General features: G+C 65.5%; 24 protein-coding genes. 13 read left to right on the top strand and 11 right to left on the bottom strand.

The window, feature by feature from the left end:
- Window positions 1–72: 72 nt before the first annotated feature.
- Both QW845_RS02875 and tyrS read right to left on the bottom strand, forming a co-directional pair.
- The gene (locus QW845_RS02875) at window positions 73–1,332 is read right to left on the bottom strand and encodes an MFS transporter (RefSeq protein WP_315800139.1); all 1,260 of its coding nucleotides are present in this window, start codon (window positions 1,330–1,332) and stop codon (window positions 73–75) included.
- A 55-nt stretch (window positions 1,333–1,387) separates the two neighbouring features.
- Window positions 1,388–2,641, bottom strand: coding sequence for a tyrosine--tRNA ligase (gene tyrS / locus QW845_RS02870; RefSeq protein WP_315800138.1), 1,254 nt, complete (start codon window positions 2,639–2,641; stop codon window positions 1,388–1,390).
- Window positions 2,642–2,835: 194 nt separating this feature from the next.
- On the opposite strand from tyrS, the gene QW845_RS02865 reads away from it, so the two are divergent.
- Together QW845_RS02865 and QW845_RS02860 are read left to right on the top strand one after the other, a co-directional pair.
- Complete coding sequence (locus QW845_RS02865; RefSeq protein ID WP_315800137.1) at window positions 2,836–3,939, top strand: anhydro-N-acetylmuramic acid kinase; 1,104 nt, start codon at window positions 2,836–2,838, stop codon at window positions 3,937–3,939.
- 81 nt (window positions 3,940–4,020) lie between these two features.
- Complete coding sequence (locus tag QW845_RS02860) at window positions 4,021–4,698, top strand: glutathione S-transferase family protein (RefSeq protein WP_315800136.1); 678 nt, start codon at window positions 4,021–4,023, stop codon at window positions 4,696–4,698.
- A gap of 156 nt (window positions 4,699–4,854) precedes the next feature.
- Here QW845_RS02860 and QW845_RS02855 read toward each other — a convergent pair whose 3' ends face one another.
- Entirely contained in the window at window positions 4,855–5,502 is a 648-nt protein-coding gene (locus QW845_RS02855) for an alpha/beta hydrolase (protein WP_008971476.1), read from the bottom strand.
- A gap of 332 nt (window positions 5,503–5,834) precedes the next feature.
- Window positions 5,835–6,686, bottom strand: coding sequence for a LytTR family DNA-binding domain-containing protein (locus tag QW845_RS02850; protein WP_315800135.1), 852 nt, complete (start codon window positions 6,684–6,686; stop codon window positions 5,835–5,837).
- A 116-nt stretch (window positions 6,687–6,802) separates the two neighbouring features.
- Here QW845_RS02850 and QW845_RS02845 point away from each other — a divergent pair, with 116 nt between their 5' ends.
- The 8 genes from QW845_RS02845 (at window position 6,803) to QW845_RS02810 (ending at window position 14,494) form a co-directional block, all read left to right on the top strand.
- On the top strand, window positions 6,803–7,966 hold the full coding sequence (locus QW845_RS02845) for a cysteine desulfurase family protein (RefSeq protein WP_315800134.1): 1,164 nt from the start codon (window positions 6,803–6,805) through the stop codon (window positions 7,964–7,966).
- Between the two features lie 84 nt (window positions 7,967–8,050).
- Complete coding sequence (gene sufB / locus QW845_RS02840; protein ID WP_315800133.1) at window positions 8,051–9,547, top strand: Fe-S cluster assembly protein SufB; 1,497 nt, start codon at window positions 8,051–8,053, stop codon at window positions 9,545–9,547.
- A 114-nt stretch (window positions 9,548–9,661) separates the two neighbouring features.
- Window positions 9,662–10,414, top strand: a complete 753-nt coding sequence (gene sufC / locus QW845_RS02835; protein WP_315800132.1) for a Fe-S cluster assembly ATPase SufC — start codon at window positions 9,662–9,664, stop codon at window positions 10,412–10,414.
- A gap of 19 nt (window positions 10,415–10,433) precedes the next feature.
- On the top strand, window positions 10,434–11,747 hold the full coding sequence (sufD, locus tag QW845_RS02830; RefSeq protein WP_315800131.1) for a Fe-S cluster assembly protein SufD: 1,314 nt from the start codon (window positions 10,434–10,436) through the stop codon (window positions 11,745–11,747).
- Window positions 11,744–12,991 carry a cysteine desulfurase gene (locus tag QW845_RS02825; protein ID WP_315800130.1) on the top strand — a complete coding sequence of 416 codons (1,248 nt, stop codon included), beginning with the start codon at window positions 11,744–11,746 and terminating at the stop codon, window positions 12,989–12,991. Before sufD ends, QW845_RS02825 begins: the two co-directional genes overlap by 4 nt.
- Entirely contained in the window at window positions 12,988–13,359 is a 372-nt protein-coding gene (locus QW845_RS02820) for an SUF system Fe-S cluster assembly protein (protein ID WP_315800129.1), read from the top strand. The genes QW845_RS02825 and QW845_RS02820 overlap by 4 nt, the downstream gene beginning before the upstream one ends.
- 61 nt (window positions 13,360–13,420) lie before the next feature.
- Window positions 13,421–13,810 carry a HesB/IscA family protein gene (locus QW845_RS02815; RefSeq protein ID WP_257170803.1) on the top strand — a complete coding sequence of 130 codons (390 nt, stop codon included), beginning with the start codon at window positions 13,421–13,423 and terminating at the stop codon, window positions 13,808–13,810.
- A 117-nt stretch (window positions 13,811–13,927) separates the two neighbouring features.
- Window positions 13,928–14,494, top strand: coding sequence for a TfoX/Sxy family protein (locus QW845_RS02810; protein ID WP_315800128.1), 567 nt, complete (start codon window positions 13,928–13,930; stop codon window positions 14,492–14,494).
- Window positions 14,495–14,525: 31 nt separating this feature from the next.
- Here QW845_RS02810 and QW845_RS02805 read toward each other — a convergent pair whose 3' ends face one another.
- From QW845_RS02805 to QW845_RS02795, 3 genes are all read right to left on the bottom strand, one after another.
- Window positions 14,526–15,593, bottom strand: coding sequence for a diguanylate cyclase (locus QW845_RS02805; RefSeq protein WP_315800127.1), 1,068 nt, complete (start codon window positions 15,591–15,593; stop codon window positions 14,526–14,528).
- A gap of 347 nt (window positions 15,594–15,940) precedes the next feature.
- The gene (locus tag QW845_RS02800) at window positions 15,941–17,407 is read right to left on the bottom strand and encodes a DEAD/DEAH box helicase (RefSeq protein ID WP_315800126.1); all 1,467 of its coding nucleotides are present in this window, start codon (window positions 17,405–17,407) and stop codon (window positions 15,941–15,943) included.
- 132 nt (window positions 17,408–17,539) lie between these two features.
- A complete protein-coding gene (locus QW845_RS02795) occupies window positions 17,540–17,707 on the bottom strand; it encodes a hypothetical protein (RefSeq protein WP_315800125.1) in 168 nt (55 codons plus the stop codon).
- 179 nt (window positions 17,708–17,886) lie between these two features.
- Between QW845_RS02795 and QW845_RS02790 the strand changes: the two genes are divergently transcribed.
- Complete coding sequence (locus QW845_RS02790; protein ID WP_409997859.1) at window positions 17,887–19,383, top strand: caspase domain-containing protein; 1,497 nt, start codon at window positions 17,887–17,889, stop codon at window positions 19,381–19,383.
- A gap of 8 nt (window positions 19,384–19,391) precedes the next feature.
- On the opposite strand, the gene QW845_RS02785 is transcribed toward QW845_RS02790, so the two are convergent.
- The 4 genes from QW845_RS02785 to parE all read right to left on the bottom strand — a co-directional run bounded on the left by QW845_RS02785 (window position 19,392) and on the right by parE (window position 23,650).
- The gene (locus QW845_RS02785; RefSeq protein ID WP_315800124.1) at window positions 19,392–20,159 is read right to left on the bottom strand and encodes a glucose 1-dehydrogenase; all 768 of its coding nucleotides are present in this window, start codon (window positions 20,157–20,159) and stop codon (window positions 19,392–19,394) included.
- A gap of 27 nt (window positions 20,160–20,186) precedes the next feature.
- Window positions 20,187–20,372, bottom strand: a complete 186-nt coding sequence (locus QW845_RS02780) for a hypothetical protein (RefSeq protein ID WP_009027935.1) — start codon at window positions 20,370–20,372, stop codon at window positions 20,187–20,189.
- 202 nt (window positions 20,373–20,574) lie between these two features.
- Window positions 20,575–21,348, bottom strand: a complete 774-nt coding sequence (locus QW845_RS02775) for a porin family protein (protein ID WP_315800123.1) — start codon at window positions 21,346–21,348, stop codon at window positions 20,575–20,577.
- Window positions 21,349–21,586: 238 nt separating this feature from the next.
- A complete protein-coding gene (gene parE / locus QW845_RS02770) occupies window positions 21,587–23,650 on the bottom strand; it encodes a DNA topoisomerase IV subunit B (RefSeq protein ID WP_315800122.1) in 2,064 nt (687 codons plus the stop codon).
- 267 nt (window positions 23,651–23,917) lie between these two features.
- Here parE and QW845_RS02765 point away from each other — a divergent pair, with 267 nt between their 5' ends.
- A complete protein-coding gene (locus QW845_RS02765) occupies window positions 23,918–24,448 on the top strand; it encodes a DedA family protein (RefSeq protein WP_315800121.1) in 531 nt (176 codons plus the stop codon).
- 245 nt (window positions 24,449–24,693) lie between these two features.
- Entirely contained in the window at window positions 24,694–25,344 is a 651-nt protein-coding gene (locus QW845_RS02760; RefSeq protein WP_315800120.1) for an FMN-binding negative transcriptional regulator, read from the top strand.
- The last annotated feature ends 5 nt before the right edge of the window (window positions 25,345–25,349 follow it).

Genomic DNA, 25,349 nt, shown 5'->3' with positions numbered 1-25,349 from the left:
TGCGCGCCGTCCACTATGTGGACGGGCGGCACTCGGCGCGCGCAAGCACACCGTATTTGGACCGTGCGCCAACTACGTGCGAAGGGCGGGAACGACCAGGAACGGGACCATGCCGATGACGACGCTGACGAGCGCGAGCAGAATGACGGCATCATAGCCGTGAGTGAGATCGTGGATGACGCCGCCGCTCCACGATCCCAGCGCCGAGCCGAGCCCGCTGCCGATCGTGATCGTGCCGTAGATGGTGCCGAGTCGCCTGCCGCGGAAGATCTTCATCGCGGTGGCCGACAACAGCGGCCCGCGCGAGCCGATCATGCTGCCGAAGCAGACGACGAAGCCGGTGAGCAGGAAGATGTTCGGCGCAAATTGCAGCGCCCACAGCATCAGGATTCCTGCGATCGATACGGCGTAGGAGAACAGCACGGATGGCCGCCGCCCGATCAGCCCGTCGAGCGCGGAGACGCCGAGCATGCCGAACAGCAGCACCACGCCCGAGAAGCCCCAGGCGGTGGCCGCCTGCAGCGGCGCAAAGCCCGCATCGATCAGATAGGCGACGACCTGCGGCGCGATCGCATACATGCCGATGGCGGTGAAGAAGAAGGTCGAGAACAGCGCCCAGAAGGCGTGGTGGCGCAGCGCGCGCGACAACGTCCAGGCGTCATCAGCGAGCTCGTCGCTGATCGGCCTGGTGATGTGAGGCGCGCCGGCGGCGAACAGCCGCCACGGTAGCAACGCCAGCGGCACCAGCAGAATGAAGGCTGCAGCGCCGAACGCCTGATAGGTGCTGCGCCAGCCGATGGCGTCGATCAGCAGTTGCGAGCCCGGCAGCAGGATCAGCACGCCGGCGCCGGTCGCCGAATAGATCACCGCCATCGCGGTCGGCAGCTTCTTGCCGAACCAGCGGCCGAGCAGGATCGAGTTGGGGACGTTGCCGATCAGCGCGATGCCGATGCCGACGCACAGGCCGATGCTGATCTGGAACTGCCACAGCGCCCGCGCGTGCGCCGCGGCCGTGAAGGCTGTGCCGAGCAGCAGGAGGCCGAGCGCATAGACGGCGCGCGGCCCGGTGTGGTCGAACAGCCGTCCGATCAGCGGCGCGGCGAGGCCGCCGGCGAGCGCCGTCAGCGAATAGATCGAGACCACCTCGGAGCGGTCCCAGCCGAAGCCGTCGGAGATCGGCTTGAGGAAGACGGTAAAGCTTTCTCCCAGCCCGCGGCCGAGCACCGACAGCGCGAAGCACAGGCCCAGCACCACGAACGCCAAGTGCGTTCGTGGTCGAGCTGTCGGGCTTTCCTCGGCTTGCGCAGGCTCTTGCGGCGCGCTGATCGTCATACCGTCAGGGAGCGCCTTTCGGCGTTCCCTGACAAGCAGGCAAAAACGAATGCGGCTATGCAGGCTTGACCAGCACGTGGCGCTTCTTGCCCAGCGACAGCTTGATCACGCCCTCGCTGGTCAGCGCCGCCGGCGTCAGTGCCATCTTTTCGTCGGTCACCGCGACGTCGTTGACGCGCAGGCCGCCGCCCTTGATCTGCCGCCGCGCCTCGCCGTTGGAGGCGACGAGGCCGGCCTTGACGAAGGCATTGAGCACGCCGAGGCCCGCGTCGAGCTCAGCCTTTGCGACCTCGACGGTCGGCAGGTTCTCGGCGATCGCGCCTTCCTCGAAGGTGCGGCGCGCGGTCTCGGCCGCGGTCCGCGCCGCTTCTTCGCCGTGCAGCAGCGTGGTCGCCGCATCCGCCAGCGCCTTCTTGGCCTCGTTGATCTCGGCGCCCTGGAGCGCGCCGAGCTTTTCGATCTCCGACAGCGGCAGCGTCGTGAACAGCTTGAGGAACTTGACGACGTCGGCGTCCTCGGTGTTGCGCCAGTACTGCCAGAAATCATACGGGCTGCACTGGTCGGCATTGAGCCAGATCGCCCCCTGCGCGGTCTTGCCCATCTTGGCGCCCGAGGCGGTGGTCAGCAGCGGTGTCGTCAGCGCGAAGAGCTGTTCGGTGCCCATGCGGCGGCCGAGCTCGACACCGTTGACGATGTTGCCCCACTGGTCCGAGCCGCCCATCTGGAGCCGGCAGCCGGTGCGGCGCGCCAGCTCGACGAAGTCGTAGGCCTGGCAGACCATGTAGTTGAACTCGATGAAGCTCATCTCCTGCTCGCGCTCGAGCCGCAGCTTCACCGAGTCCATGGTCAGCATGCGGTTGACCGAGAAGTGCCGGCCGATGTCGCGCAGCATCTCGATCCACTTGAGCTGGGTCAGCCATTCGGCGTTGTCGAGCATGATGGCATCTGTCGCGCCGTCGCCGTAGCGCAGCACCTTGGCGAACACGCCGCGGATCGAGGCCTTGTTGGCCTCGATCTCCTCGACCGTGCGCATCGCGCGGGTCTCGTCCTTGCCGGAGGGATCTCCGACCATGGTCGTGCCGCCGCCCATCAGGGTGATCGGCTTGTTCCCGGTCTGCTGCAGCCAGTACAGCATCATCATGGTCAGGAAGTTGCCGATGTGCAGCGAGCGTGCGGTGCAGTCATAGCCGACATAGGCGGTCGCCTGGCCCTTGGCGGCGAGCGCATCCAGGCCCTCGAAATCCGAGCACTGATGGATGAATCCGCGGCTCTGCAGCACGTTCAGGAAATCAGACTTGAAGCCAGTCATTGTCGGCGACTCTGAGCATTTGTTTACGGTATTGACCGCTTGTCGCGGCGGGGTGCGGTAGGGCACATGCCGCGGATACGGGCGTTGTGGCATTATAAGATGCGCCGGGCTTGTACAAGCATGGGCGCGGCCCGGGCGGGACCTCAAATCGGCCGTACTTGGCAAGCAGGGCAGGGTTTTCGGGTTCGACTGCAATGATTCTGACCGCACTTGGCCTCATGAGTGGCACCTCGCTCGACGGGGTGGACGTGGCCCTGATCGAGACCGACGGGCGGCAGATCAAGAGGCTCGGCCCCACGGGCTACCGGGCCTATGGCGCCGCCGAGCGCAGCCTGCTGCGCGAGGCGCTCGCCGATGCGGTGCAGATCGAGCGGCGCGAGGCGCGTCCCGGGCGGGTACGCGATGCCGAGCGCGCCGTGACGGTGGCGCACGCCGAGGCGATCGCCGCGTTCCTGGCGCAGCACCGGCTCAAGCCTGAGGACATCGACATCATCGGCTTCCATGGGCAGACCGTGCTGCACCGCCCGGAACGCCGCCTGACGGTGCAGATCGGCGATGCCGCCGCGCTCGCCAAGTCCGTCCATATCCCGGTGATGCACGATTTCCGCGCCGCCGACGTCGATTTCGGCGGGCAGGGCGCGCCGTTCGTGCCGGTCTATCACCGTGCCCTGGCGCAATCGCTGTCACGCCCCGGGCCGATCGCCGTGGTCAATATCGGCGGCGTCTCCAACATCACCTATATCGATGGCGACGACGTGCTGATCGCCTGCGACACCGGTCCGGGCAATGCGCTGCTCGACGACTTCATGCACCGCACGACCGGCCAGGCGTTCGATCAGGATGGCCGCGTGGCGGAGCAGGGCAGGCCGGACGAGGCCTGGATCACGAGCGCGCTCGACATGCCCTTCTTCGCGCTGCCGCCGCCGAAATCGCTCGACCGCAACGATTTCGCCGCGCTGAAGCTCGGCGATGTGACGCCGGCGGACGGGGCCGCGACCCTGACGGCGTTCACGGCGGCTGCGATCGCCCGCGTCGTTCCGCTGCTGCCGAAGCCGCCGGCGAGCTGGATCGTGTGCGGCGGCGGGGCCCGCAACCATACCATGATGCGGATGCTGCGGGAGCGCGTCGCGCCGGCGAGCGTCGAATCGGCCGATGCGCTGGGCTGGTCGGCTGACGCGATCGAGGCCCAGGCATTCGGCTTCCTGGCGGTGCGCGGCATGAAGGGCCTGCCGCTGAGCTATCCCACCACCACCGGGGTGCCGTTTCCGATGACCGGCGGAGTGATCGCGCGTCCGTGATCCATGCAATTGCATGAATCTTGACAGTTCCATGCGTGTGCATCTAGTTTGATGCATCTGCATCAAACTGCCGAGGATGTCATGTCGCCCTCCCTGAAGCTGATCAGCCACAAGCTCTGCCCCTATGTGCAACGCGCCGTCATCGCGCTCACCGAGAAGGGTGTCGCGTTCGAGCGGATCGACATCGATCTTGCCGACAAGCCCGACTGGTTCCTGAAGATCTCGCCGCTCGGCAAGGTGCCGGTGCTGGTGGTGCCGACGGCGCAGGGCGAGGTGGCGGTGTTCGAGAGCAACGTGATCTGCGAGTACATCGAGGACGCGCAGCCGGCTGTGAGGCTGCATCCCGAGGACGCGCTGGCCCGCGCGCAGCATCGCGCCTGGATGGAGTTCGGCTCGGCGATCCTCGGTGATCTCTGGGGCCTGGAGACGACGCAGGATGCCGCCGTCTTCGCGGCCAAGCGTGAGGCGCTGACGGCGAAGTTCGCGCGCGTCGAGGACGCGCTGGGCGAGGGGCCGTATTTCAACGGTGCGCGTTTCAGCCTGGTCGACGCGGTGTTTGCGCCGGTCTTCCGCTATTTCGATGTGTTCGATGGCTATGCCGATCTCGGCATCTTTGCTTCAACGCCGAAGGTTCGGGCCTGGCGTGATCAGTTGGCGCAGCGGCCGAGTGTGAGGACGGCGGTCGGCGCCGATTATCCGACGCTGTTGCGCGCGTTCCTTGTGAGGCACGACGCTTATTTGTTGAAGCAGGCTGCTTGAGAAAGTACGCGAGGCGTAGGGTAGGCCAAGCGATCAGATCGGTGCAAAGCGCTGATCTGATCGCGTGCCCACCATTGGCTCAGCATGCACACATGAAGTCGGTGGGCACGGCGCGTTGGACTCGCCTTTGCCCAACCTACAGAACATCGCCCGGCCTCACCTCACATTGGCGAGGCGCATGTCCAGATAGGCCGTGATCGTCTCCATGAGCGGCTCGAGCTTGCCGTCGAAGAAGTGGTTGGCACCGGGGATGACCTGCTGGTCGATCACGATGCCCTTTTGCGTCTTCAGCTTCTCGACCAGCGTGTTGACGTCCTTGGGCGGCACCACCGCATCGCGCTCGCCGTGCACGATCAGGCCGGAGGACGGGCAGGGCGCCAGGAACGAGAAGTCGTAGAGGTTGGCGGGCGGCGCGATCGAGATGAAGCCCTCGACCTCCGGGCGGCGCATCAGGAGCTGCATGCCGATCCAGGCGCCGAACGAGAAGCCGGCGACCCAGCAGGCGCGAGCCTCGGGGTTGATGGTCTGCGCCCAATCGAGCGCGGAGGCCGCATCGGACAGCTCGCCGGTGCCGTGGTCGAACGAGCCTTGGCTGCGGCCGACGCCGCGGAAATTGAAGCGCAGCACCGAGAAGCCGCGATGCGCGAAGGCGTAGTAGCACTGGTACACGATCTGATGGTTCATCGTGCCGTGGAACTGCGGATGCGGATGCAGGATCATCGCGATCGGCGCGTTCTTCTGCTTCGCCGGATGGTAACGGCCTTCGAGGCGGCCGGCCGGACCGTTGAAGATGACTTCAGGCATCAGAGAATCCTTGGCAGAGCGTCGACCGACTTCGTCCATGCTTCATCTGGCGCCTCGCCGAAGAGTCAGCAGGGGACATCAGCAGGAAAAGTGGTGATCGAGCGCCATCCGTTCGCTTGGACGGAGCGGCGCTGGCGTGACTGGAAGTTGGCCTTCTAGCATGGAGCGCAGGGCAAAAAGCAAGGATTTTCAACGCCCGGCGAGGCGGCTGCGGCGGGGATGCCGAGCGTGCCATCGAAGCGGCTGCGGGGCGAGGCGGCCGCGGAGCGTGCCCCGAATGCGCCTGCAATCTGATGAAAATACAGGCGTTTTCGTCACCAGCCGCGGCCGCTTCAGCGCGCCGCCACCACCGTCTGCTCCAATGGCGCAACCGCGCTGCGATAGCGGCGGCTGCCCTGGACGGATTGGCCGCCGTCGAAGGTCAGGTCGAACTCGCCTGATGGCAGAACCGAAAGCGCGGTGACCCTGGTCATGTTGACGAGCCGGCCGCGGTGGATGCGCACCAGCGCGAAGCGGGCGAGTTCGGCTTCGGCGGCCGACAAGGTGCCGCGGATCAGATGTCGCCTGCCGTCGGCCATGGCGTATTCCACGTAGTTGCCGGCCGCAGCGACCCACAGGATGTCGGCCGGCGCGACGCGGATGCGGCTCGCGCCGTCGCGCAGCCAGAGCGTGGCAGGGGCAGGAGGCTCGGATCGCCGTGTCGGCTCTTGGAGGGCGCTCGCGCGATAGCCGTCATATAGCCAGAGCGTGGCACCGATGAGCAGCGCCGTCATGACGTCCTTGCGGAACTCGTACACGATGGTGGCGAGCGAGAACCGGAAGTCGTAGGCGCCGCCAGCGCCCCACATCAGCAGCTTGCGCAGCATCACCATGCCGGTGATGTGGAGCAGGGAGAAGACGATGACGGCGGCAACGGCGAGCGCGATGAGACGGACAGGGGCGGCCGGGCCCCGCCGGATCAATCGAACGGTGACGACCAGCAGCGGCGCCAGCAGGATGATGACGATGATGCTCGTCATCTCCCACAGCAGCTGCTTTTCCAGATCATAGGCGGCTCCCCGCCTGACGGCATCGTGGGCGGCCGAGAGGGCGTTGACGACGCCGATGCCGAGCGAGAGCCCGGCCATGATGGCGTAGAAGCTCCGATCATTCGGACGCAGCATCGAGCCGACAAGCTTGTTCATGGCACCGGACCCGCTATCTCAATCTCGCGCCCGACGATACCACGCTGGCCGTCGCGCATCATCATGGTGCCGACGAGCCATGGTCGTTCGTGGCCCGAGTTGATATGAACGGACCGATGGCCGACAGGATCTATCTCGACTGGAACGCGACGACCCCGCTTCGACCGCAAGCGCGCGCGGCGGTGATCGCCGCCATGGACCTGGTCGGCAATCCCTCGTCGGTTCATGCCGAAGGTCGCAAGGCGCGGCGGCTGATGGAGGAGGCCCGCGAGGTCATCGCCCGCGGGCTCGGCACCGTCGCGCGCCGCGTGATGTTCACCTCCGGCGGAACCGAGGCCAATGTGCTCGCTTTGAGCCCGGGTCTGCGCGCGCCGGCCGGCCCGGTCGAGCGGCTGCTGGTGTCGGCGATCGAGCATGCCTCGGTGCTGGCCGGCGGCCGGTTCGCGCCATCGGCGGTGCAGACGATCCCGGTCGATGCCTCGGGCGTGGTCGATCCCGGCCGCCTGGAAGCCCTGCTGGCCGGGGGACCGCTGGCGCTTGTGTCCGTCATGGCCGCCAACAACGAGACCGGGGTGCTTCAACCGGTTTCGAAAGTTGCTGAGATCGTGTACCAGGCGGGCGGCCTGCTGCATGTCGACGCGGTCCAGGCATTTGGGAAAATACCCCTCGATATCAAACAGATGGGCGCGGACCTTGTGACCATCTCTGCGCACAAGATCGGCGGACCGAAGGGCGTCGGCGCGCTGGTTCTGGGCGCCGGCGTGGAGGAGCCGATTCCGGTTCTCCGCGGTGGCGGCCAGGAGCGCGGTCGCCGGGCTGGAACCGAAAACATGGCCGGAATTGCCGGATTTGGCGCCGCAGCCGGCGCTGCCCTGGCTGAGCTCGAGGTCGACCTGCCCCGGATCACGGCGCTGCGCGACCGGCTGGAAACGGGCCTTCGTCAGACCGCCGGCGTGACGGTATTTTCCTCCGAAGCGGCGCGGCTTCCGAATACGACGCTGTTCACGGCGCCGGGGCTCAAGGCCGAGACGGCCGTGATCGGGTTCGATCTCGAAGGGATCGCGGTGTCTTCCGGCTCGGCCTGCTCGTCTGGCAAGGTCCAGCCGTCGCACGTCCTGGAGGCCATGGGCGTTGGTTCCGCGGCGGCGCAGGGAGCGGTGCGCCTCAGTCTGGGCTGGTCCACGACCGAGGCGGATGTCGACCGGTGCCTGCAGGCTTGGCGAAAGCTGTCATTGACCCTACTTAAAGGTGGCGACGAAACCGTGCTTGAGCGATTCTAAGGGCGTGATTTCGTCCGCGAAACGTCGTAAGACGGTTCCAGAACGTGTCCACCGCGGTCCTTGAAACCGCGAGCGGAGGATGGAATGCCAGCCGTACAAGAGACGGTCGACCGCGTCAGGCGGATCGACGTCGACCAATATCGTTATGGGTTCGAGACACTCATCGAATCCGAGAAGGCTCCCAAGGGGCTTTCCGAAGACACGATCCGCTTCATCTCGGGCAAGAAGAACGAGCCCGCCTGGATGCTCGAATGGCGGCTGGAGGCCTATCGCCGCTGGCTGACAATGCAGGAGCCGACCTGGGCGCGCGTCGACTACCCCAAGATCGACTTCCAGGATCTGTATTATTACGCCGCGCCCAAGCCGAAGAAGCAGCTCTCCTCGATCGACGAGATCGACCCGGAGATTCTGAAGACCTACGAGAAGCTCGGCATTCCGCTCCGCGAGGTCGCGATCCTCGAGGGCGTCGAGCCGGTGCCCGGCGCTGGCAGCCCCGAGAGCCGCAAGATCGCGGTCGACGCCGTGTTCGATTCGGTGTCGGTGGCGACGACGTTCAAGGAGGAGCTGAAGAAGGCGGGCGTGATCTTCATGCCGATCTCGGAAGCGATCCGCGAGCATCCCGAGCTGGTGCAGAAATATCTCGGCAGCGTGGTGCCGACCTCCGACAATTTCTACGCGACCTTGAACTCGGCCGTCTTCTCCGACGGCTCGTTCGTCTATATCCCGCCGGGCGTGCGCTGCCCGATGGAGCTGTCGACCTATTTCCGCATCAACGAGCGCAACACCGGCCAGTTCGAGCGCACGCTGATCGTCGCCGACAAGGGCGCCTACGTGTCCTATCTCGAGGGCTGCACCGCGCCGCAGCGCGACGAGAACCAGCTGCACGCGGCGGTGGTCGAGCTGGTCGCGCTGGATGATGCCGAGATCAAGTACTCGACGGTGCAGAACTGGTATCCGGGCAACTCGGAAGGCAAGGGCGGCATCTACAACTTCGTCACCAAACGTGGCGACTGCCGTGGCGCCAACTCCAAGATCTCCTGGACCCAGGTCGAGACGGGATCTGCGATCACCTGGAAGTATCCGAGCTGCATCCTGCGTGGCGATAACTCTCGCGGTGAATTTTATTCGATTGCGATCTCGAACGGCTATCAGCAGGTCGACTCGGGCACCAAGATGATTCACCTCGGCAAGAACACGTCGAGCCGCATCATTTCCAAGGGCATCGCCGCGGGCCGCTCGCAGAACACCTATCGTGGTCTGGTCACGGCGCATCGCAAGGCGACCGGCGCGCGCAACTTCACTGCCTGCGATTCGCTGCTGATCGGCGACAAATGCGGTGCGCATACCGTGCCGTATATCGAGGCCAAGAACTCCTCGGCCACCTTCGAGCACGAGGCGACCACGTCCAAGATCTCCGAAGACGTGCTGTTCTACTGCATCCAGCGCGGTCTTTCGCAGGAGGAGGCGGTTGGCCTGGTCGTCAACGGCTTCGTCAAGGACGTGCTGCAGCAGCTCCCGATGGAGTTCGCAGTCGAGGCGCAGAAGCTGATCTCGATCAGCCTCGAAGGTTCGGTCGGCTGAGGCCATATTGCAGCAGGGCCGCGGCGCGGCCCGCTCGTGCTGATATCGATATCATACGTCCTTGGACCCGATGGAATCGGTGCCGCCAGGGCAAGCGTTGAGCGGAAACAGATCATGGCACTACTCGAAATCAACAACCTGCAGGTCCGCGTCGAGGAGCGCGAGATTCTCCACGGCCTGACGCTGTCGATCGACGCCGGCAAGGTGCATGCGATCATGGGGCCGAACGGCTCCGGCAAGTCGACGCTGTCCCACGTCATCGCCGGCAAGCCGGGCTATGAGGTGACCGGCGGCGAGATCCTGTTCAAGGGCGAGGATCTGCTCGCCATGGCACCGGACGAGCGTGCCGCCAAGGGCGTGTTCCTGGCGTTCCAGTACCCGGTGGAGATCCCCGGCGTCGCGACCATGACCTTCCTGCGGACAGCGCTGAACGCGCAGCGCAAGGCGCGCGGCGAGGAGGAATATTCGACGCCGGACTTCCTCAGGAAGGTGCGCGAGATCTCGAAATCGCTCAGCATTCCGCAGGACATGCTCAAGCGCGGCGTCAATGTCGGCTTTTCCGGCGGCGAGAAGAAGCGCAACGAGGTGCTGCAGATGGCGCTGTTCCAGCCGTCGCTCTGCATCCTCGACGAGATGGATTCCGGCCTCGACATCGACGCGCTGCGCATCGCCGCCGACGGCGTCAACGCGCTGCGCGCAGCCGATCGCTCGATGATCGTGATCACCCACTATCAGCGGCTGCTGAACTACATCGTCCCCGACGTCGTTCATGTGATGTCGAAGGGGCGCGTCGTGAAGAGCGGCGGCAAGGAGCTCGCGCTCGAGCTGGAGGCGTCCGGCTACGCCCAGTTCGAAGACGCGGCCTGAGCTCGCGAATGGATCTGTGATGAACGTAGCTTTGGTCAAGAACGACAGCGGTCCGGCGGCGAGCAGCTTGCTCTCTGCCGCTCTGGGCCGTCTGCCCGGCACCGGCAAGGTGGTCGATATCCGGCGCGAAGCCTTCTCGGCCTTCGAGCGCACCGGCCTGCCGCACCGTCGTATCGAGGAATGGAAGTACACCGATCTGCGTGCGCTGATGCGCGAGGTGCTGCCGCTGGCAGGCGCGCCGGACGCGGCGGCGCTGGCGCGGGCAAAAACCGTGCTGGCTTCTGTTGCCGTCGACGGTGCTCGGAAGCTGGTGCTGGTCGACGGCGTGTTCGTGGCGGAGCTCTCGGACATCTCGGCCTCCGAAGATGGTGTCAAGGTTCACACGCTGCGCGAGGCGCTGCAGAGCGCCGGCAGCGAGCGGCTGCTGGAGACGACCGTCAACGATGCGATGGTCCTGTTGAACGGTGCGCTCGCGACCGACGGAGTCCTGATCTCCGTGGCGGATGGTGCAAAGCTCTCGCATCCGCTGCAGATCATTCACATCGCGACGGCATCGCAGGCATCGCGTGCCAGTCGCTCGCATCTTTCGGTGGGGAACGGCGCGCAGGCCACCTTGATCGAAAGCGCGATCGCTGCCGATGGCGCCTCGGGCTATCAGGCCAATGACGCCGTGGTCGTCTCCGTCGGTGACGACGCTGCGCTGTCCACCATTCGCCTGATGCGCGATGCCAGGGATGCCGTTAACATCACGTCCGCCAAGTACGAGGTCGGTGCGCGGTCGAAACTCAATCTCTTCAACATGACGACCGGCGGCGCCGTCAGTCGTCTGCAGGGCTTCATCACTCTCAAGGGCGAAGGCAGCGAGCTGATCATCAACGGCGTCAACCTGCTGCGCGACAAGCAGCATGGCGACCTGACGCTGGTGGTCGATCACGCGGTGCCCGGCTGCACCAGCCGCGAGAACTTTCGCGCGGTGCTCGACGATCGCGCCCATTCGGTGTTCCAGGGCCGCATCATCGTCCGCCCCGACGCGCAGCAGACCGACGGCAAGATGATGACGCGGGCGCTGCTGTTGTCCGACGAGGCCGAGGCCGACAGCAAGCCCGAACTCGAGATCTTCGCCGACGACGTCTCCTGCGGCCATGGCGCCACCGCCGGCGCGCTCGACGACAGCCTGTTGTTCTATCTGCAGGCCCGCGGCCTGCCGGAGAAGCAGGCCCAGGCGCTGCTGATCCAGGCCTTCGTCGGCGAAGCCATCGAGGCGATCGAGGACGATTCCTTGCGCGAGCGCGTCATCGCGGCCGCCCAGGACTGGATGGAGGCGCGCGCATGAGCACGCATCCCGCCGTCTCCAACGGATCCTACGACGTCGCCCGCATCCGCGAGGACTTTCCGGCGCTGGCGCTGCAGGTCTACGGCAAGAAGCTCGTCTATCTCGACAATGCCGCCTCGGCACAGAAGCCGCGCGCGGTGCTCGACCGCATGACGCAGGCCTATACCAGCGAATATGCCAACGTGCATCGCGGCCTGCATTATCTCGCCAATGCCGCCACGGAAGCTTATGAGGGCGGCCGGGAGCGGGTCACGCGCTTCCTCAATGCGCGCCGCAGCGAGGAGATCATCTTCACCCGCAACGCGACCGAGGCGATCAATCTGGTCGCGTCGTCGTGGGGCGGGCCGAACATCGGCGAGGGCGACGAGATCGTGCTCTCGATCATGGAGCACCATTCCAACATCGTCCCCTGGCATTTCCTCAGGGAGCGGCAGGGCGCGGTGATCAAGTGGGCCCCGGTCGACGATGAGGGCAACTTCCTGATCGACGAGTTCGAGAAGCTGCTGACGCCCAGGACCAAGCTGGTCGCGATCACGCAGATGTCGAACATGCTGGGCACGCTCGTGCCGGTGAAGGAGGTCGTTCGGATTGCGCATGCGCGCGGCATCCCGGTGCTGGTCGACGGCAGCCAGGCCGCCGTGCATCTCGCCATCGACGTCCAGGACATCGACTGCGACTTCTACGTCTTCACCGGCCACAAGCTGTACGGGCCGACCGGGATCGGCGTGCTCTACGCCAAATACGACCACCTCGTTGCCATGCGCCCCTACAATGGCGGCGGCGAGATGATCCGCGAGGTTGCGCGCGACTGGGTCACCTATGGCGATCCGCCGCACAAGTTCGAGGCGGGCACCCCGATGATCGTCGAGGCGGTCGGGCTGGGCGCCGCGATCGATTACGTCAACTCGGTCGGCAAGGAGCGCATCGCCGCGCATGAGCACGACCTGCTCACCTATGCCCAGGATCGGCTGCGCGAGATCAACTCGCTGCGGCTGATCGGCACCGCCAAGGGCAAGGGGCCGGTGATCTCGTTCGAGATGAAGGGGGCGCATGCTCATGACATCGCGACCGTGATCGACCGCCAGGGCGTCGCGGTGCGTGCGGGCACGCACTGCGTGATGCCGCTTTTGGAGAGATTCAACGTCACGGCGACCTGCAGGGCCTCGTTTGGCATGTACAATACGAGGGAAGAGGTCGATCAGCTTGCACAGGCATTGATCAAGGCGCGGGAATTGTTTGCATGACCGACACGGCCGACGTCAAAACTCAGACTGTCGAAACCCATTCGGCGCTGCCGCCGGAGGAGACCGAGCGGCTTTCCACCGAGATCATCGCGGCGCTGAAGACGGTGTTCGACCCGGAGATCCCGGCCGACATCTATGAGCTCGGCCTGATCTACAAGGTCGACATCAAGGACGACCGCAGCGTCGACGTGATGATGACCTTGACGACGCCGAACTGTCCGGCGGCCGGCGAGTTGCCGACCATGGTGGAGAACGCGATCGCCAGCGTCCCGGGCGTCGGCGTAGTGAATGTGAGCATTGTCTGGGAGCCGCAATGGACGCCGGACCGGATGAGCGACGAGGCGCGCCTCGTCCTCAACATGTGGTGAGGCACGACGTTTGAATGGCGGTCGGGATTGATCGAACGCCGGGATTGACCAGATGACCGATATGACCAACACGCCAGTCGCCAGCAAGCCGAAGCCGCGGCCCCGTCCGCAGGTCATGCGGCTGACCGATGCCGCGGCCACGCGCATCCGCGAACTGACCGCACGCGCGGAATCCGAGATCATCGGATTGCGCGTCGGGGTCAAGAACGGTGGCTGCGCCGGACAGTCCTACACGGTCGAATATGCCCACGATATCCGGCCGACCGACGAGGTGGTCGAGGACAAGGGCGTGAAGATCCTGGTCGATCCCAAGGCCGTGCTGTTTCTGCTCGGGACCGAGATGGACTATCAGGCCGACAAGATGCAGGCGCAATTCGTGTTCAACAACCCGAACCAGATCAGCGCCTGCGGCTGCGGCGAGTCGGTTCAGCTCAAGCCGGCCGAGGTCTGATCGTCGGCTTTCCGCCGGGACGGCACCGGACCCTGTCGCGTTCCGGACATTGACACACGCCCCCCTCCCGACCGAAAACTCCAGGCGAGCAACTGGGTGTTGGCGGGAGCTGGTGCGATGGACCGCGAATTCCTGACCGATCTGTTCGCCGGCTTCGGTCCGGTCACGATCCGGCGGATGTTCTCCGGCTTCGGCATCTCTGCCGACGGCATCAACTTTGCGCTCGCGCTGCGCAGCGGTCTCTACCTGCGCGCCGATGAGGCCAGCTTTGCCAGGTTCGAGGAGGCCGGATCCAAGCCGTTCTCCTACGAGACGCGCGCGCGGACCATGACGGTGCGCTCGTATTGGCAGGTGCCGGCGCATCTGTTCGACGACACCGATGAGTTCGCGGCATGGGCGAGAGATGCGTTTGCGGCGGCGCAGAGGGCCGCCTTGAGCAAGCGAACCAGCAAGAAACGGGCTGCGCCGCGCAGCGAGGCGGTACCGGCGCGTGGTCGGAGCAAGTCCGGAGCGACCAAGACAGCAGCGAAAAAGACCAAGTCGGTCAAGACGGGGAAGGTGGCCAAGAACGTTGCCAAGAGCGTTGGCAAGGGCGCGGAAACGGCGCCCGCCGGCCGCAAGGCTCGCAGCGCGACGGCGGTGCGGGGCCGGACGTCGCGCACAGCATCATCGCGGACGCGCTGATGCTCTCGACGCTCGGCTGGCCACCTGGCCCTCAGGCAACCTGGCCGCGCGTGGCTGCCGCATATTCGGGATCGTTCTCGCACACCACCTTGTTGCGCCCGCTGCGCTTGGCGGCATAGAGGCAGGCGTCGGCGCGTTCGATCAGCGTATCCGTATCGTCACCGGCCCGCAGCAGGGACAGGCCGACCGAGATCGTCACACGTCCGAGGATCTCCCCGGTCGACTTCTTCTTCAGCTCCTTTGCCGTGACGGCGCGGCGGATGTGATCGGCCACTGTCAGTGCGTGCTGCAGCGTGGTGTTCGGCAGAACGACAGCGAACTCCTCGCCGCCGTAGCGCGCGGCGATGTCCTGGCCCTTGATGGCATGCTTCAGGGTCATCCCGACGAGCCGCAGCACCTGGTCTCCGGTGAGATGTCCGTAGGAGTCGTTGAAGGACTTGAAATGGTCGATGTCGAACATCAGCAGCGACAGCGGCTGCCGGGTCGCGAGCCCCGACTGCACCGTCGTCTCGAGCATCCGGTCGAAATATTTGCGGTTGCCGAGCCCTGTGAGCGGATCGGTCAGGCTCTCGGCCCGGATCACCTCCAGGCTGTGTTGCAGCCCGCTGATCTCGTCCTTCGACAGCGTCAGCCGCTCTTCGAGGATGCGGTTGGTTTCGCGCATCTGCTTGGTCGAATGGGCTAGCGCCTCGATGATGTCGACCAGTTGCTCGCGGCTGGTGGCCGATGCAAGCCGCAGATCGGCGCCCGCGAGGGTCGCATCGTAGCTCGCCGTCCTGCCGAGAGCATCGCTGAGCATGTTCATCAGGTCGTCGATCTCGCCGACCACGCGCGCGCCGACCTTGTCGATGCGATCCGAGGTCTTGAGATGCGCGAGGTAGGAGTCGTAGAGCTGATCCAGATCGGACTGCGACAGCTTGCCGTTGCGCGACAGCGTCTCGTTGATGATCTCGTTCAGCGGTGCGTTGTAGCCCGTCGCGTAGACGTACCAGATCTCGTAGTTGCGCGGATTGGCCGAATGGCGAAGCGTTCTGATCTGGCTGAGCGCGACTTCGGCGAAGCCTATCGTGCGTTCGTGTTCGTCAAGCGCATTGACCACCACAGGTTCTCCCCCAATCGCCCGCGTCGCCGTCGTCGTCACAGCAATGAAATAAACAATGCCGGCCAAGCTAAAGGACGTTTGTGAACCAGGGGTAAATACGGCCGTAGAGTCCCGGATATGCGCACGAGCCGTTCATCTGGGACCGGCACCGCATATGTTCAATGAGCTGCATAGGATGCTGCGGGAACTTGCTGGCGCGAGCTGGAACTATTCGCGCACGCGCGCATTCGCCGAGGGCTCGGCGATGTCGACTCCAGTCAAGTACGACGAATGCAGCAACTGATCATCGCGGACGCGACAGTCCGGGCGGCCGCATGTCGCGCAGCCCGGAATCTTGTACTCGCTCAGGGAAGCGGGGCCCGCACCGGGCGAAGCAGGAACGCCGGCAGATGTGAATGATCGGCAGGCTCGTTGTCGTGGTCGCGCCGCGGCCGCCGCGCTTCATTGCGAGGCTGTTCGTTACGCGGTTGTTCCTTGCGGGCGCTCGGCGCAGCAGGCCGGGGAGAAGCTGCCTGGGCGGCGCGCGGCGCTGCTGGCCGCGGCTCACGATCGCGCTCGCGCGGAGCTGCATCACGATCACGCGATCCCGCATCGCGCTCCCGCGCCTTGCCGCGGCTGCCGCGACGCGCGGCGTCGCGCGGACGCCGCTCACGGCTGTCCTCGTCGCCCGAGGATTCCTGCACCTCGTAGTCGCCTTCGATGGTGGGAATGCCTTGTCCGATCAGCTTCTCGATCGCGACCATCGACTTCTGGTCGGCCGGAGCCACGATCGAGATTGCAGTGCCGGTCCGTCCGGCGCGGCCGGTACGGCCGATGCGGTGAACGTAGTCGTCCGAATGATGCGGCACGTCGAAATTGAAGACGTGGCTGACTTCGGGAATGTCGAGGCCGCGTGCGGCGACGTCGGAGGCGACGAGCAATGGCAGTTCGCCCTTGCGGAATTGATCGAGCGCGGCGGTGCGGGCCGACTGGTCCATGTCGCCGTGCAGGGCGCCGACGCTGAAGCCATGCTTCTGCAGCGACTTGTGAACGATGGCGACATCACGCTTGCGGTTGCAGAAGATGATCGCGTTGTTGAGATCCTTGGCGTCCCGCAACAGCCTGCGCAGCACCTCGCGCTTCTGATGCGCCTCGCGTCCCGAGGGCACCTGCAACTGGGTCACCGTGACGGCTGTCGTCGCCGGCTTGGAGACCTCGACCTTCTGCGGATTGTGCAGGAAGGCTTCGGTGATGCGCCGGATTTCCGGCGGCATGGTCGCGGTGAAGAACAGGGTCTGGCGGGTGAAGGGAACGAGCTTGCAGATGCGTTCGATGTCGGGAATGAAGCCCATGTCGAGCATGCGGTCGGCTTCGTCGATGACCAGCAACTCGACGCCAGTGAGGAGAAGGCCGCCGCGCTCGGTATGATCGAGCAGTCGGCCCGGCGTGGCGATCAGCACGTCGACCCCGCGGGTCAGCTTGGCGTCCTGGTCGCCGAAGGAGACGCCGCCGATCAGCAGGGCGACATTGAGCTTCTGTCCGGCGCCGTAGCGATCGAAGTTCTCTTTGACCTGGGCCGCCAGCTCGCGGGTCGGCTCCAGGATCAGGGTGCGTGGCATTCGCGCGCGGGCGCGGCCCTTTTCGAGGATCGTGAGCATCGGCAGGACGAAAGCGGCGGTCTTGCCGGTACCGGTCTGGGCGATGCCGAGCACGTCGCGGCGCGCCAGCACATGAGGAATCGCCTGTTCCTGAATGGGGGTCGGGTTGGTGTAGCCGGTGGCCGCAACTGCAGCCAACACCTTGTCGGACAAGCCGAGATTGGAAAAAGACATCGAGCCTCTATGTCACGCGCCGATAGGCGACGGGGCCTCTATTCGACGCCGCCGTTAGGAATCGAGGGTAAAAGGCTGTGGTCGCGCTCAACCCCGAAACGGCATGCTCTAAGGAAGCTGGGGGTTTTCTGACTAGCGCCGGCCCGCGGTCAATTTCTCAGGAATCGGATGCGATCCGGCCGCGCTGCTGCGGAAGATAGGGGCGAATCCTGCAAAGTCAATGGAAGAGGGGGGCGAAGTACCGAAAAAGCTTAATGTTTTTGCATTATTTGCAGGCAACCTGTCGTCGAGCTGTCGCATTCGGGTGCTCCGAAGCACTGGCGGCCGGTCGCGGAAAGCGCTCCGGTCGAATTGTCGACGGAATTGCGGCGTGTGTTCGGCAGGGGGAGCAGCCGCGTGTGCCCCGGGGATGAACCGGTGGCGGCGTGCCGTCGACTATCCGAGGGCGGCAGCCCACGCGATGAGTGCAGGGACGGACGATGAGATCGATGCGGATGTGGCTGGCGTGCGGGCTGGCGATGCTGGCGGTGGTTCTGGCGCCGGCCGCGCATGCCGAGAAGCGCGTCGCGCTCGTGATCGGCAATAACGACTACCGGTTCGTGCCGAAGCTGCAGAAGGCCGTCAACGACGCGCGGACGATGGGCGACACGCTGAAGCAGCTCGGCTTCAACGTCATGGTCGCGGAGAATCTCAATCGCCAGCAGTTCAGCCAGACGCTGCTGGCGTTCGACAACGCCGTCGAGCCGGGCGACACCGCGTTCTTCTTCTATGCCGGTCATGGCTTCGAGATCGCGGGCCAGAACTTCCTGTTGCCGACCGACGTGCCCGCGGCCACCGAAGGCCAGGAAGAGCTGGTGCGCGACGCCTCGATCCTCGCGGACCGCGTCATCGAGCGGCTGCAGAACAAGAAGGCGCGCACCTCGATCCTGGTGTTCGATGCCTGCCGCAACAATCCGTTCGAGCGCTCGGGCACGCGCGCGGTGGCGGGCGGGGGCGGCCTGGCGCCGATGACGCAGTTGCCCGAAGGCGTATTCTCGGTGTTCTCGGCCGGCCCACGCCAGACCGCGCTCGACCGTCTCTCCAACGATGACGCCAATCCGAACTCGGTGTTCACGCGCACCTTCGCCAAGGAGCTGACGCAGCCCGGCGTCAATCTGGTGCAGGTCGCGCAGCGCACCCGCCGCGTGGTCAGCGAGCTCGCCGAGACCGTGCGGCACAAGCAGATCCCGGTCTATTTCGACCAGATGGTCGACGATGTCTTTCTCAACGGCATGGCGAAGGGGCCGGCTGCGGCCGACAAGCCGGCCGAGCCGCAGCAGAAGCTTGCGGCGCTGCCTCCCGTCTCCGCGCCGCGCATTCCGCCGGCGAACGAGAGCCTGAACGCACCGATCGCGATGTTCTCGCGCCACAATGGCGGCTGGACCGTCACCTTCTCGATCGCCGATCCGACGCTCGGCATTTCCTGGCGCATGGGCGACGCAGGAGAGTTTCGCGAGACAGGCTTCATGGACGTGCTCGATCCGCGCACGCGCAAGCGCATGCCCAATCCCTCGATCCAGCTGCCGGCGGATGCGCCCGCGGGCACCATCCAGGTCCGCTATGTCGATGCATCCGGCGAGATGCAGGGACCGTTCCCGATCCGCTTCGAGCCGGAGGCCGCGCTGGTGCACGATCAGCGCAAGATCCTCGACATGACCGCGACGAGCTGGCTGTCGTTCCGCGAGTTCAACGGCCTCCTGGTCTACTACACGCACCTGATGTCGTATCGCTGCGCCATCCGCGAGGTCCGCATCGGCATCGACACGGCGGTGCCGGACAAGGTCCTCAACATGCCCGGCTGCGACATGCGCGATCCCATTGCGATTCCCTCCAACGCCACGCCCTATTTGAAGCTGCCGCCGGCGACGAAGTTCGTCTCGGTGGAGTTGACCTATCGCGACGGCAGCGTCTCCGAGATCAAGAGCTTTCGACGCTGAGGCGTCGGCTACGCCATGATCGAATAGCCACCATCGACGGGAATCGCGGTACCGGTGACGAAGTCGGAGGCCGGCGAGCTCAGGAACGTCGCGATGCCGGCGAAGTCGTCGATGTCGCCCCACCGTGCCGCGGGCGTGCGCGCCAGCACGCGGTCGTGCAGGCCGTCGATCTGGCTACGCGCCGCGCGCGTCAGGTCGGTGTCGATCCAGCCCGGCAGAATCGCGTTGACCTGGATGTTGTCGGGCGCCCAGGCGCAGGCACAGGCGCGCGTGTACTGCACGATGCCGCCTTTGCTGGCCGCGTAGGCCGGCGCGAAGCTGGCGCCGAAGATCGACAGCATCGAGCCGATGTTGATGATTTTGCCGCCGCCGCTCGCCTTGAGGGCCGGGTAGGCGGCCTTCGAGCACAGGAACGCGCTGGTGAGATTGGTGTCGATCACCTGCTGCCACTCCTCCAGCTCGAGCACGTGCGGCGGCTTGCGAATGCTCATGCCGGCATTGTTGATGAGGATGTCGATACGACCGAGCTCGCTGGCCACGCGCGCGACCATGGCGGCGACGTCGTCCTTGTCGCTGACGTCGGCTGTGACGGCGATGGCACGGCCGCCGCGACCGGCGAGATCAGCCACCGCCGCCTGTGACTTGGCTTCGTTGCGGCCGACCACGGCAATGTCGGCGCCGGCATCGGCAAGCCCGCGCGCCATCCCCAGGCCGATTCCGCCGTTGCCTCCTGTCACGATCGCAACCTTGCCACTCAGGTCGAAGCGGCCCGCCATGTCGTGTCTCCATGTTGTTGTCAGACGTCAGCAGGTGCCCTGCCAGATCATCACCAGGCCGAGTGCACCCATGCCGACGCCGTAGCCGGCCCATTGCAGCTGGTTGATCATGAAGCTCGTCCGCGGCCATGCCACCACCCCGGTGCCCTGGCCGACCCAGAGCAGGCCGACGGCGAGCAGAAGCAGGCCGCCGATCATCAGGAATCTCCGCATGGCCACTTCCTCCCTCATCGACCGCGTCACAGCATCGGAGACGCTGCTGCCGTCTTTTTTGTGAAGTTTTATGACGAGGAGGCTAGCGGCCGCCGCGGCAGATGACCAGCGGCTCCAGCCGCCAATATCCGAGCCGAAAACAAAAAGCCCCGGATCAACCGGGGCTTTTCGCAGAATGATCGAACGACCGAGTGCGGTCTGCTCAGTACTTGACGGCCGGGCCGGTCCAGTTGAAGCGGTAGACCAGCGAGGTGCTGATGGTCTGCACCCACGGCTTGAAGCTGACCGAGTCGGTCGTCGCGAGGTTGCCGACGTCAGTACGGACCGCGATGTCCTTGCGGTCGTAGTAGGCGGCGCGATATTCGGTCTTCATGAACCAGCCCGGCGCCGAGATGCCGAAGATGTTCAGGTTGTTCTCGACGCCGCCACCGACGAACCAGCCGTTGCGGTTGAACGAGTCGGTGTGGAAGCCGGACGCCGCGCCCGTGAGGGTGGTCAGGCCAGTGCCCGACCAGTGCGAACCGGAGTAGCCGGCGTTGACGTAGGACAGCACGTTCGGCGCAACCAGGTAGCCGACGCGGGCGCCCGCGGCCCAGGCGGTTTCCATCTTGATGCGGCCGGTCAGGGCAGCGAACTGATCCTGCAGGGTGCCGCGCAGGCTGCCGAACTGGCCGTCAGCGAACAGGCCGAAAACCCAGGTCGGGTTGACCTGCCAGTCATAACCCGCACCGACCGTGCCGAGGAAGCCGTCGCCGCCGACGCGCTGATCGATCGTCACCGGCACGCCGTTGAAGTTGGTGTGCGAGTCCGCATCCCAGAGGCCGCCACCAGCGCCACCGAAGATGTAGAACCCGGTCCAGCTCGGCGCCACCGGCATCATCGGAGCCTTCACATAGGGGCGAGCCGCCAGATCAGCAGCCGAAGCGGCACCCGTGATCGCAACCAGCGCAGTGGCAGCAAGCAAAAGCTTTTTCATATTCAATTCCCCAAGATCGTCGTGTCGCAGGTGCCGGGTTGCGGCGGCGATTCCCTCGCCAGATGTGCCCGAACTATAGCCGATTGGTGCCCAAAAGCTGTTGCAGGTTGAGCACACCGGAGGGGAAAGTGCGCTGCGGGATGCGCGCGGCCCTCGTAAGTCTCTGATCAAACTAGGTGATTGCAGGTTCGCGCGAGTGAATGGAACCTGCAATCGAGGCGTGAAATCGGGTCAAAAGCTAGACGTCGAGCAGCTCGTCGCTGGCGAATTCGGCCTTTTCCGAAATGAAGGCAAAGCGGGCCTCCGCCTTGGTCCCCATCAGCCGCTCGACCGAGTCGGCGGTGCCGTCGCGATCTTCGGCGAGCAGCATCACGCGCAGCAGGGTGCGCTTGGCCGGATCCATGGTGGTTTCCTTCAATTGCGCCGGCATCATCTCGCCGAGACCTTTGAAGCGGCCGATCTCGACCTTGGCGTTGGCGTTGAACTCGCGCTTGAGGAGCTCGTCCCGGTGGGCATCGTCGCGCGCGTAGAACGTCTTGCTGCCATGGGTCAGTCGGTAGAGCGGCGGCACGGCGAGGTAGAGGTGGCCCTCGTCGATCAGCGGTCTCATCTGCCTGTAGAAGAACGTGATCAGCAGCGAGGCGATGTGGGCGCCGTCCACGTCGGCATCGGTCATGATGATGATACGCTGGTAGCGCAGATCCTCTTCGCGATACGACGTGCCCGTGCCAGCGCCGATCGCCATCACGAGGTCGGCGAGCTGGGCATTCGCCGTCAGCTTGTCCTTGCCGGCCGAGGCCACGTTGAGGATCTTGCCGCGCAGCGGCAGCACCGCCTGCTTCTTGCGGTCGCGCGCCTGCTTGGCGCTGCCGCCGGCCGAATCGCCCTCGACGATGAACAGCTCGGAGCCCTCGGTGCCGGCATCGGTGCAATCGGCAAGCTTGCCCGGCAGGCGCAGCTTCTTGGTCGCGGTCTTGCGCGCCGTCTCCTTCTCTTGGCGACGGCGGATGCGCTCCTCGGCGCGCTCGATGACGAAATCGAGCAGCCGGTTGGCCTGCACCGGATTGCCGGACAGCCAGTGGTCGAACGGGTCCTTGACGGCCTGCTCGACGATGCGCTGGGCTTCGGCGGTGGCGAGGCGGTCCTTGGTCTGGCCCTGGAATTCCGGCTCGCGCACGAACACCGAGAGCATGATGGCGGCGCCCGCCATGATGTCCTCGGAGGTGATGTTGGCCGAGCGCTTGCCCTGGCCGACGCGCTCGGCGTGGTCCTTCAGGCCGCGCAGCAGCGCGCTGCGGATGCCGGATTCGTGCGTGCCGCCGTCGGGTGTCGGAATCGTGTTGCAGTAGGACGACAGGAAGCCGTCGGCATCAGCGGTCCAGGCGACCGCCCATTCGCAGCCGCCATGGCCGCCGGTGCGGCCCGACTTGCCGGCGAAGATATCCGGGTGGACCAGCGTGTCGGCATGGATCGCCGCGGCCAGATAGTCCTTCAGGCCGCCCGGGAAGTGGAACGTCGCCTCGGGCTGGACGTCCTCGATGCCCTTCAGCAGCGACGGATCGCATTTCCAGCGGATCTCGACGCCGCCGAACAGATAGGCTTTCGAGCGCGCCATCTTGAACAGGCGCTGCGGCTTGAACGTCGCCTTGGCGCCGAAGATGGTCGGGTCGGGCTGGAAGCGCACCTTGGTGCCGCGCCGGTTGGCGACCTTGCCGACCTCCTCGAGCTTGCCCTTGGGGTGGCCGCGCTCGAAGATCATGCGGTAGAGCTTCTGGTTGCGTGCGACCTCGACCTCGAGCCGGGTCGACAGCGCGTTCACCACGGAGATGCCGACGCCGTGCAGACCGCCCGAGGTCTCGTAGACCTTGGAGTCGAACTTGCCGCCCGCGTGCAGGGTGCACATGATGATCTCGAGCGCCGACTTCTTGGGAAACTTCGGATGTGGATCGATCGGAATGCCGCGGCCGTTGTCGGTCACGGTGAGGAAGCCTTCGGCATCGAGCTCGACCTCGATGAAGGTGGCGTGGCCGGCCAGCGCCTCGTCCATCGAGTTGTCGATGACCTCGGCGAACAGGTGGTGCAGCGCCTTTTCGTCGGTGCCGCCGATATACATGCCGGGGCGGCGCCGCACCGGCTCCAGGCCCTCGAGGACCTCGATGTCACGGGCGGTGTAATCGCCCTCGGCGCTGCCTGCGCGAGCGGCTGGCTTGGCCGGAGCCTTGCCCTTGGCGGCGAACGCCGCCAAGGGGTCCGTGACGCCCTTGGCCTTGGCTTTTGCAGCTGATTTCAACGGCTTACCCATGGAATTGGATGTTGCGTGCAAGATGGAACGAATCGTTGGGCCTGACTATGCCATGGACCGGCATAAAACAATGACCCCGGGAAACAACGACGTTCACCAGCCCGCCATGTTTTGGCCGGTTCCGATCGCCGGATCGCCGCTGTTCACGCGGTTCAGCCGGTTGTTGTGACTTGAAGTGGGCGGGTTCGGTGGCGTACCAGTCTGAGCCATGGAACCGCGAAGGCCTTCAAGCACTTAAGCGCCGCGGAGCAGAAAGGCGTCGAGCAGATGGAAGATTTTGGCCGCGCGGTTGCCGACTTCGTGCGCGACCACCAGGCCTGGGCTGCTCCGATCGTCCTGCTGCTTGCCTTTGGCGAGTCCCTGGCCTTCGTCTCGCTCCTGATTCCCGCCTGGGGCGCCCTGGTCGCGATCGGCGCCCTGATCGGCGCCACCGGGATCAGCTTCTGGCCGATATGGCTGGCCGGCGGAATCGGCGCCGCGCTCGGCGACTGGGTCTCCTACTGGTTCGGCTACCGCTACAAGGACCGCGTCGCCCAGATGTGGCCGCTGTCGCGATACCCGGAGCTGCTGCCGCGCGGCGAGGCCTTCGTGCGCGATTGGGGCGTGCCGAGCATCTTCATCGGCCGGTTCTTCGGCCCGTTGCGCGCGTCGGTGCCGCTGGCGGCGGGCATTTTCGAGATGCCCTACATGGTGTTCCAGATCGCCAACTTCGTGTCGGCGCTGGTGTGGTCGGCGGTGCTGCTGTTGTTCGGCGACATCATCGGGCGCACCATGGAATGGCTGTGGCATGCGGTCTGACGCCAGCCCCGAACGGGCCGGGCCGACGTGCGAGCTTGACGCAGGAACCCTGCGGCCCTATAGGCCTGCCCCCATGATCAACGCAGCGACCAACATGATCGCCGAAATGCGCCGTCGTACCTCCGCGGTACGGGCGATGATCTGCGTCTAGATCACAGCCCCTGCCGCCGGATCCGTCCCGCGGCAAACTTTCTCCTTGCAGCGCGATCGATCAGGCGGCTCCTTCGTCCAGCAGGAGTTTTCCGATGTACACGCCACCGCCCTTCAAGCCCGATCGCGCCGCGAGCCTCGGCTTTGCGGAGGCGCGCGGCTTCGGCACGGTCTGCGCGTGGGACGGCACTAGGCCGATTGCGTCCTCCGTGCCGTTTCACCTGGGGGCGCTGAACGACGGCACGCCGCAGGCGTTCTTCCACGTCGCCCGCGGCAATCCGCTGGCGAAGCTCGCCGACGGCGCGACGCGGTGGCTGCTCGCCGTCAACGGCGCCGATGCCTATGTGTCGGCCGACTGGTACGTCTCGCCCGATCAGGTGCCGACCTGGCTTTATCAGGCGGTGCATCTGACCGGCCCGGCGCGCATCCTGTCGGAGGCGGAGCTTGCAGAGCAGGTGGATGCGGTCAGCGCCAAGTTCGAGCAATGGCTGTTGCCGAAGGCGCCGTGGACCTCGGGCAAGATGAGCGCTGGCCGGCTCGAGGCGATGCGCAAGGCGATCGTCGGCATCGTGATGACGATCGACGAGGTCGAGGGCAGCTTCAAGCTCAACCAGCATAAGTCGGAAGCCGATTATGCGGCAGTCGCGACCCGGCTCGGGGAGCGGCCCGACATCGGCTCGCAACAGATATCGTCTCTCATGCGGCAGGCGCGGCCCCAGGCCTTTGCCGGCGAAACCCAGACCTAAGGAGC

Source organism: Bradyrhizobium sp. SZCCHNS3002, from assembly GCF_032377435.1.
In the GTDB taxonomy this organism is placed as follows: Bacteria; Pseudomonadota; Alphaproteobacteria; order Rhizobiales; family Xanthobacteraceae; genus Bradyrhizobium.
This window is presented reverse-complemented; position numbering and strand designations above follow the sequence as displayed.

What these genes read in the sequence shown, in the direction of transcription:
- QW845_RS02875 (WP_315800139.1), bottom strand. Translation starts at nt 1,332, where the DNA reads ATGACGATCAGCGCGCCGCAAGAGCCTGCGCAAGCCGAGGAAAGCCCG.
- tyrS (WP_315800138.1), bottom strand. Translation starts at nt 2,641, where the DNA reads ATGACTGGCTTCAAGTCTGATTTCCTGAACGTGCTGCAGAGCCGCGGA.
- QW845_RS02865 (WP_315800137.1), top strand. Translation starts at nt 2,836, where the DNA reads ATGATTCTGACCGCACTTGGCCTCATGAGTGGCACCTCGCTCGACGGG.
- QW845_RS02860 (WP_315800136.1), top strand. Translation starts at nt 4,021, where the DNA reads ATGTCGCCCTCCCTGAAGCTGATCAGCCACAAGCTCTGCCCCTATGTG.
- QW845_RS02855 (WP_008971476.1), bottom strand. Translation starts at nt 5,502, where the DNA reads ATGCCTGAAGTCATCTTCAACGGTCCGGCCGGCCGCCTCGAAGGCCGT.
- QW845_RS02850 (WP_315800135.1), bottom strand. Translation starts at nt 6,686, where the DNA reads ATGAACAAGCTTGTCGGCTCGATGCTGCGTCCGAATGATCGGAGCTTC.
- QW845_RS02845 (WP_315800134.1), top strand. Translation starts at nt 6,803, where the DNA reads ATGGCCGACAGGATCTATCTCGACTGGAACGCGACGACCCCGCTTCGA.
- sufB (WP_315800133.1), top strand. Translation starts at nt 8,051, where the DNA reads ATGCCAGCCGTACAAGAGACGGTCGACCGCGTCAGGCGGATCGACGTC.
- sufC (WP_315800132.1), top strand. Translation starts at nt 9,662, where the DNA reads ATGGCACTACTCGAAATCAACAACCTGCAGGTCCGCGTCGAGGAGCGC.
- sufD (WP_315800131.1), top strand. Translation starts at nt 10,434, where the DNA reads ATGAACGTAGCTTTGGTCAAGAACGACAGCGGTCCGGCGGCGAGCAGC.
- QW845_RS02825 (WP_315800130.1), top strand. Translation starts at nt 11,744, where the DNA reads ATGAGCACGCATCCCGCCGTCTCCAACGGATCCTACGACGTCGCCCGC.
- QW845_RS02820 (WP_315800129.1), top strand. Translation starts at nt 12,988, where the DNA reads ATGACCGACACGGCCGACGTCAAAACTCAGACTGTCGAAACCCATTCG.
- QW845_RS02815 (WP_257170803.1), top strand. Translation starts at nt 13,421, where the DNA reads ATGACCAACACGCCAGTCGCCAGCAAGCCGAAGCCGCGGCCCCGTCCG.
- QW845_RS02810 (WP_315800128.1), top strand. Translation starts at nt 13,928, where the DNA reads ATGGACCGCGAATTCCTGACCGATCTGTTCGCCGGCTTCGGTCCGGTC.
- QW845_RS02800 (WP_315800126.1), bottom strand. Translation starts at nt 17,407, where the DNA reads ATGTCTTTTTCCAATCTCGGCTTGTCCGACAAGGTGTTGGCTGCAGTT.
- QW845_RS02795 (WP_315800125.1), bottom strand. Translation starts at nt 17,707, where the DNA reads ATGCGACAGCTCGACGACAGGTTGCCTGCAAATAATGCAAAAACATTA.
- QW845_RS02790 (WP_409997859.1), top strand. Translation starts at nt 17,887, where the DNA reads ATGAGATCGATGCGGATGTGGCTGGCGTGCGGGCTGGCGATGCTGGCG.
- QW845_RS02785 (WP_315800124.1), bottom strand. Translation starts at nt 20,159, where the DNA reads ATGGCGGGCCGCTTCGACCTGAGTGGCAAGGTTGCGATCGTGACAGGA.
- QW845_RS02780 (WP_009027935.1), bottom strand. Translation starts at nt 20,372, where the DNA reads ATGCGGAGATTCCTGATGATCGGCGGCCTGCTTCTGCTCGCCGTCGGC.
- QW845_RS02775 (WP_315800123.1), bottom strand. Translation starts at nt 21,348, where the DNA reads ATGAAAAAGCTTTTGCTTGCTGCCACTGCGCTGGTTGCGATCACGGGT.
- parE (WP_315800122.1), bottom strand. Translation starts at nt 23,650, where the DNA reads ATGGGTAAGCCGTTGAAATCAGCTGCAAAAGCCAAGGCCAAGGGCGTC.
- QW845_RS02765 (WP_315800121.1), top strand. Translation starts at nt 23,918, where the DNA reads ATGGAAGATTTTGGCCGCGCGGTTGCCGACTTCGTGCGCGACCACCAG.
- QW845_RS02760 (WP_315800120.1), top strand. Translation starts at nt 24,694, where the DNA reads ATGTACACGCCACCGCCCTTCAAGCCCGATCGCGCCGCGAGCCTCGGC.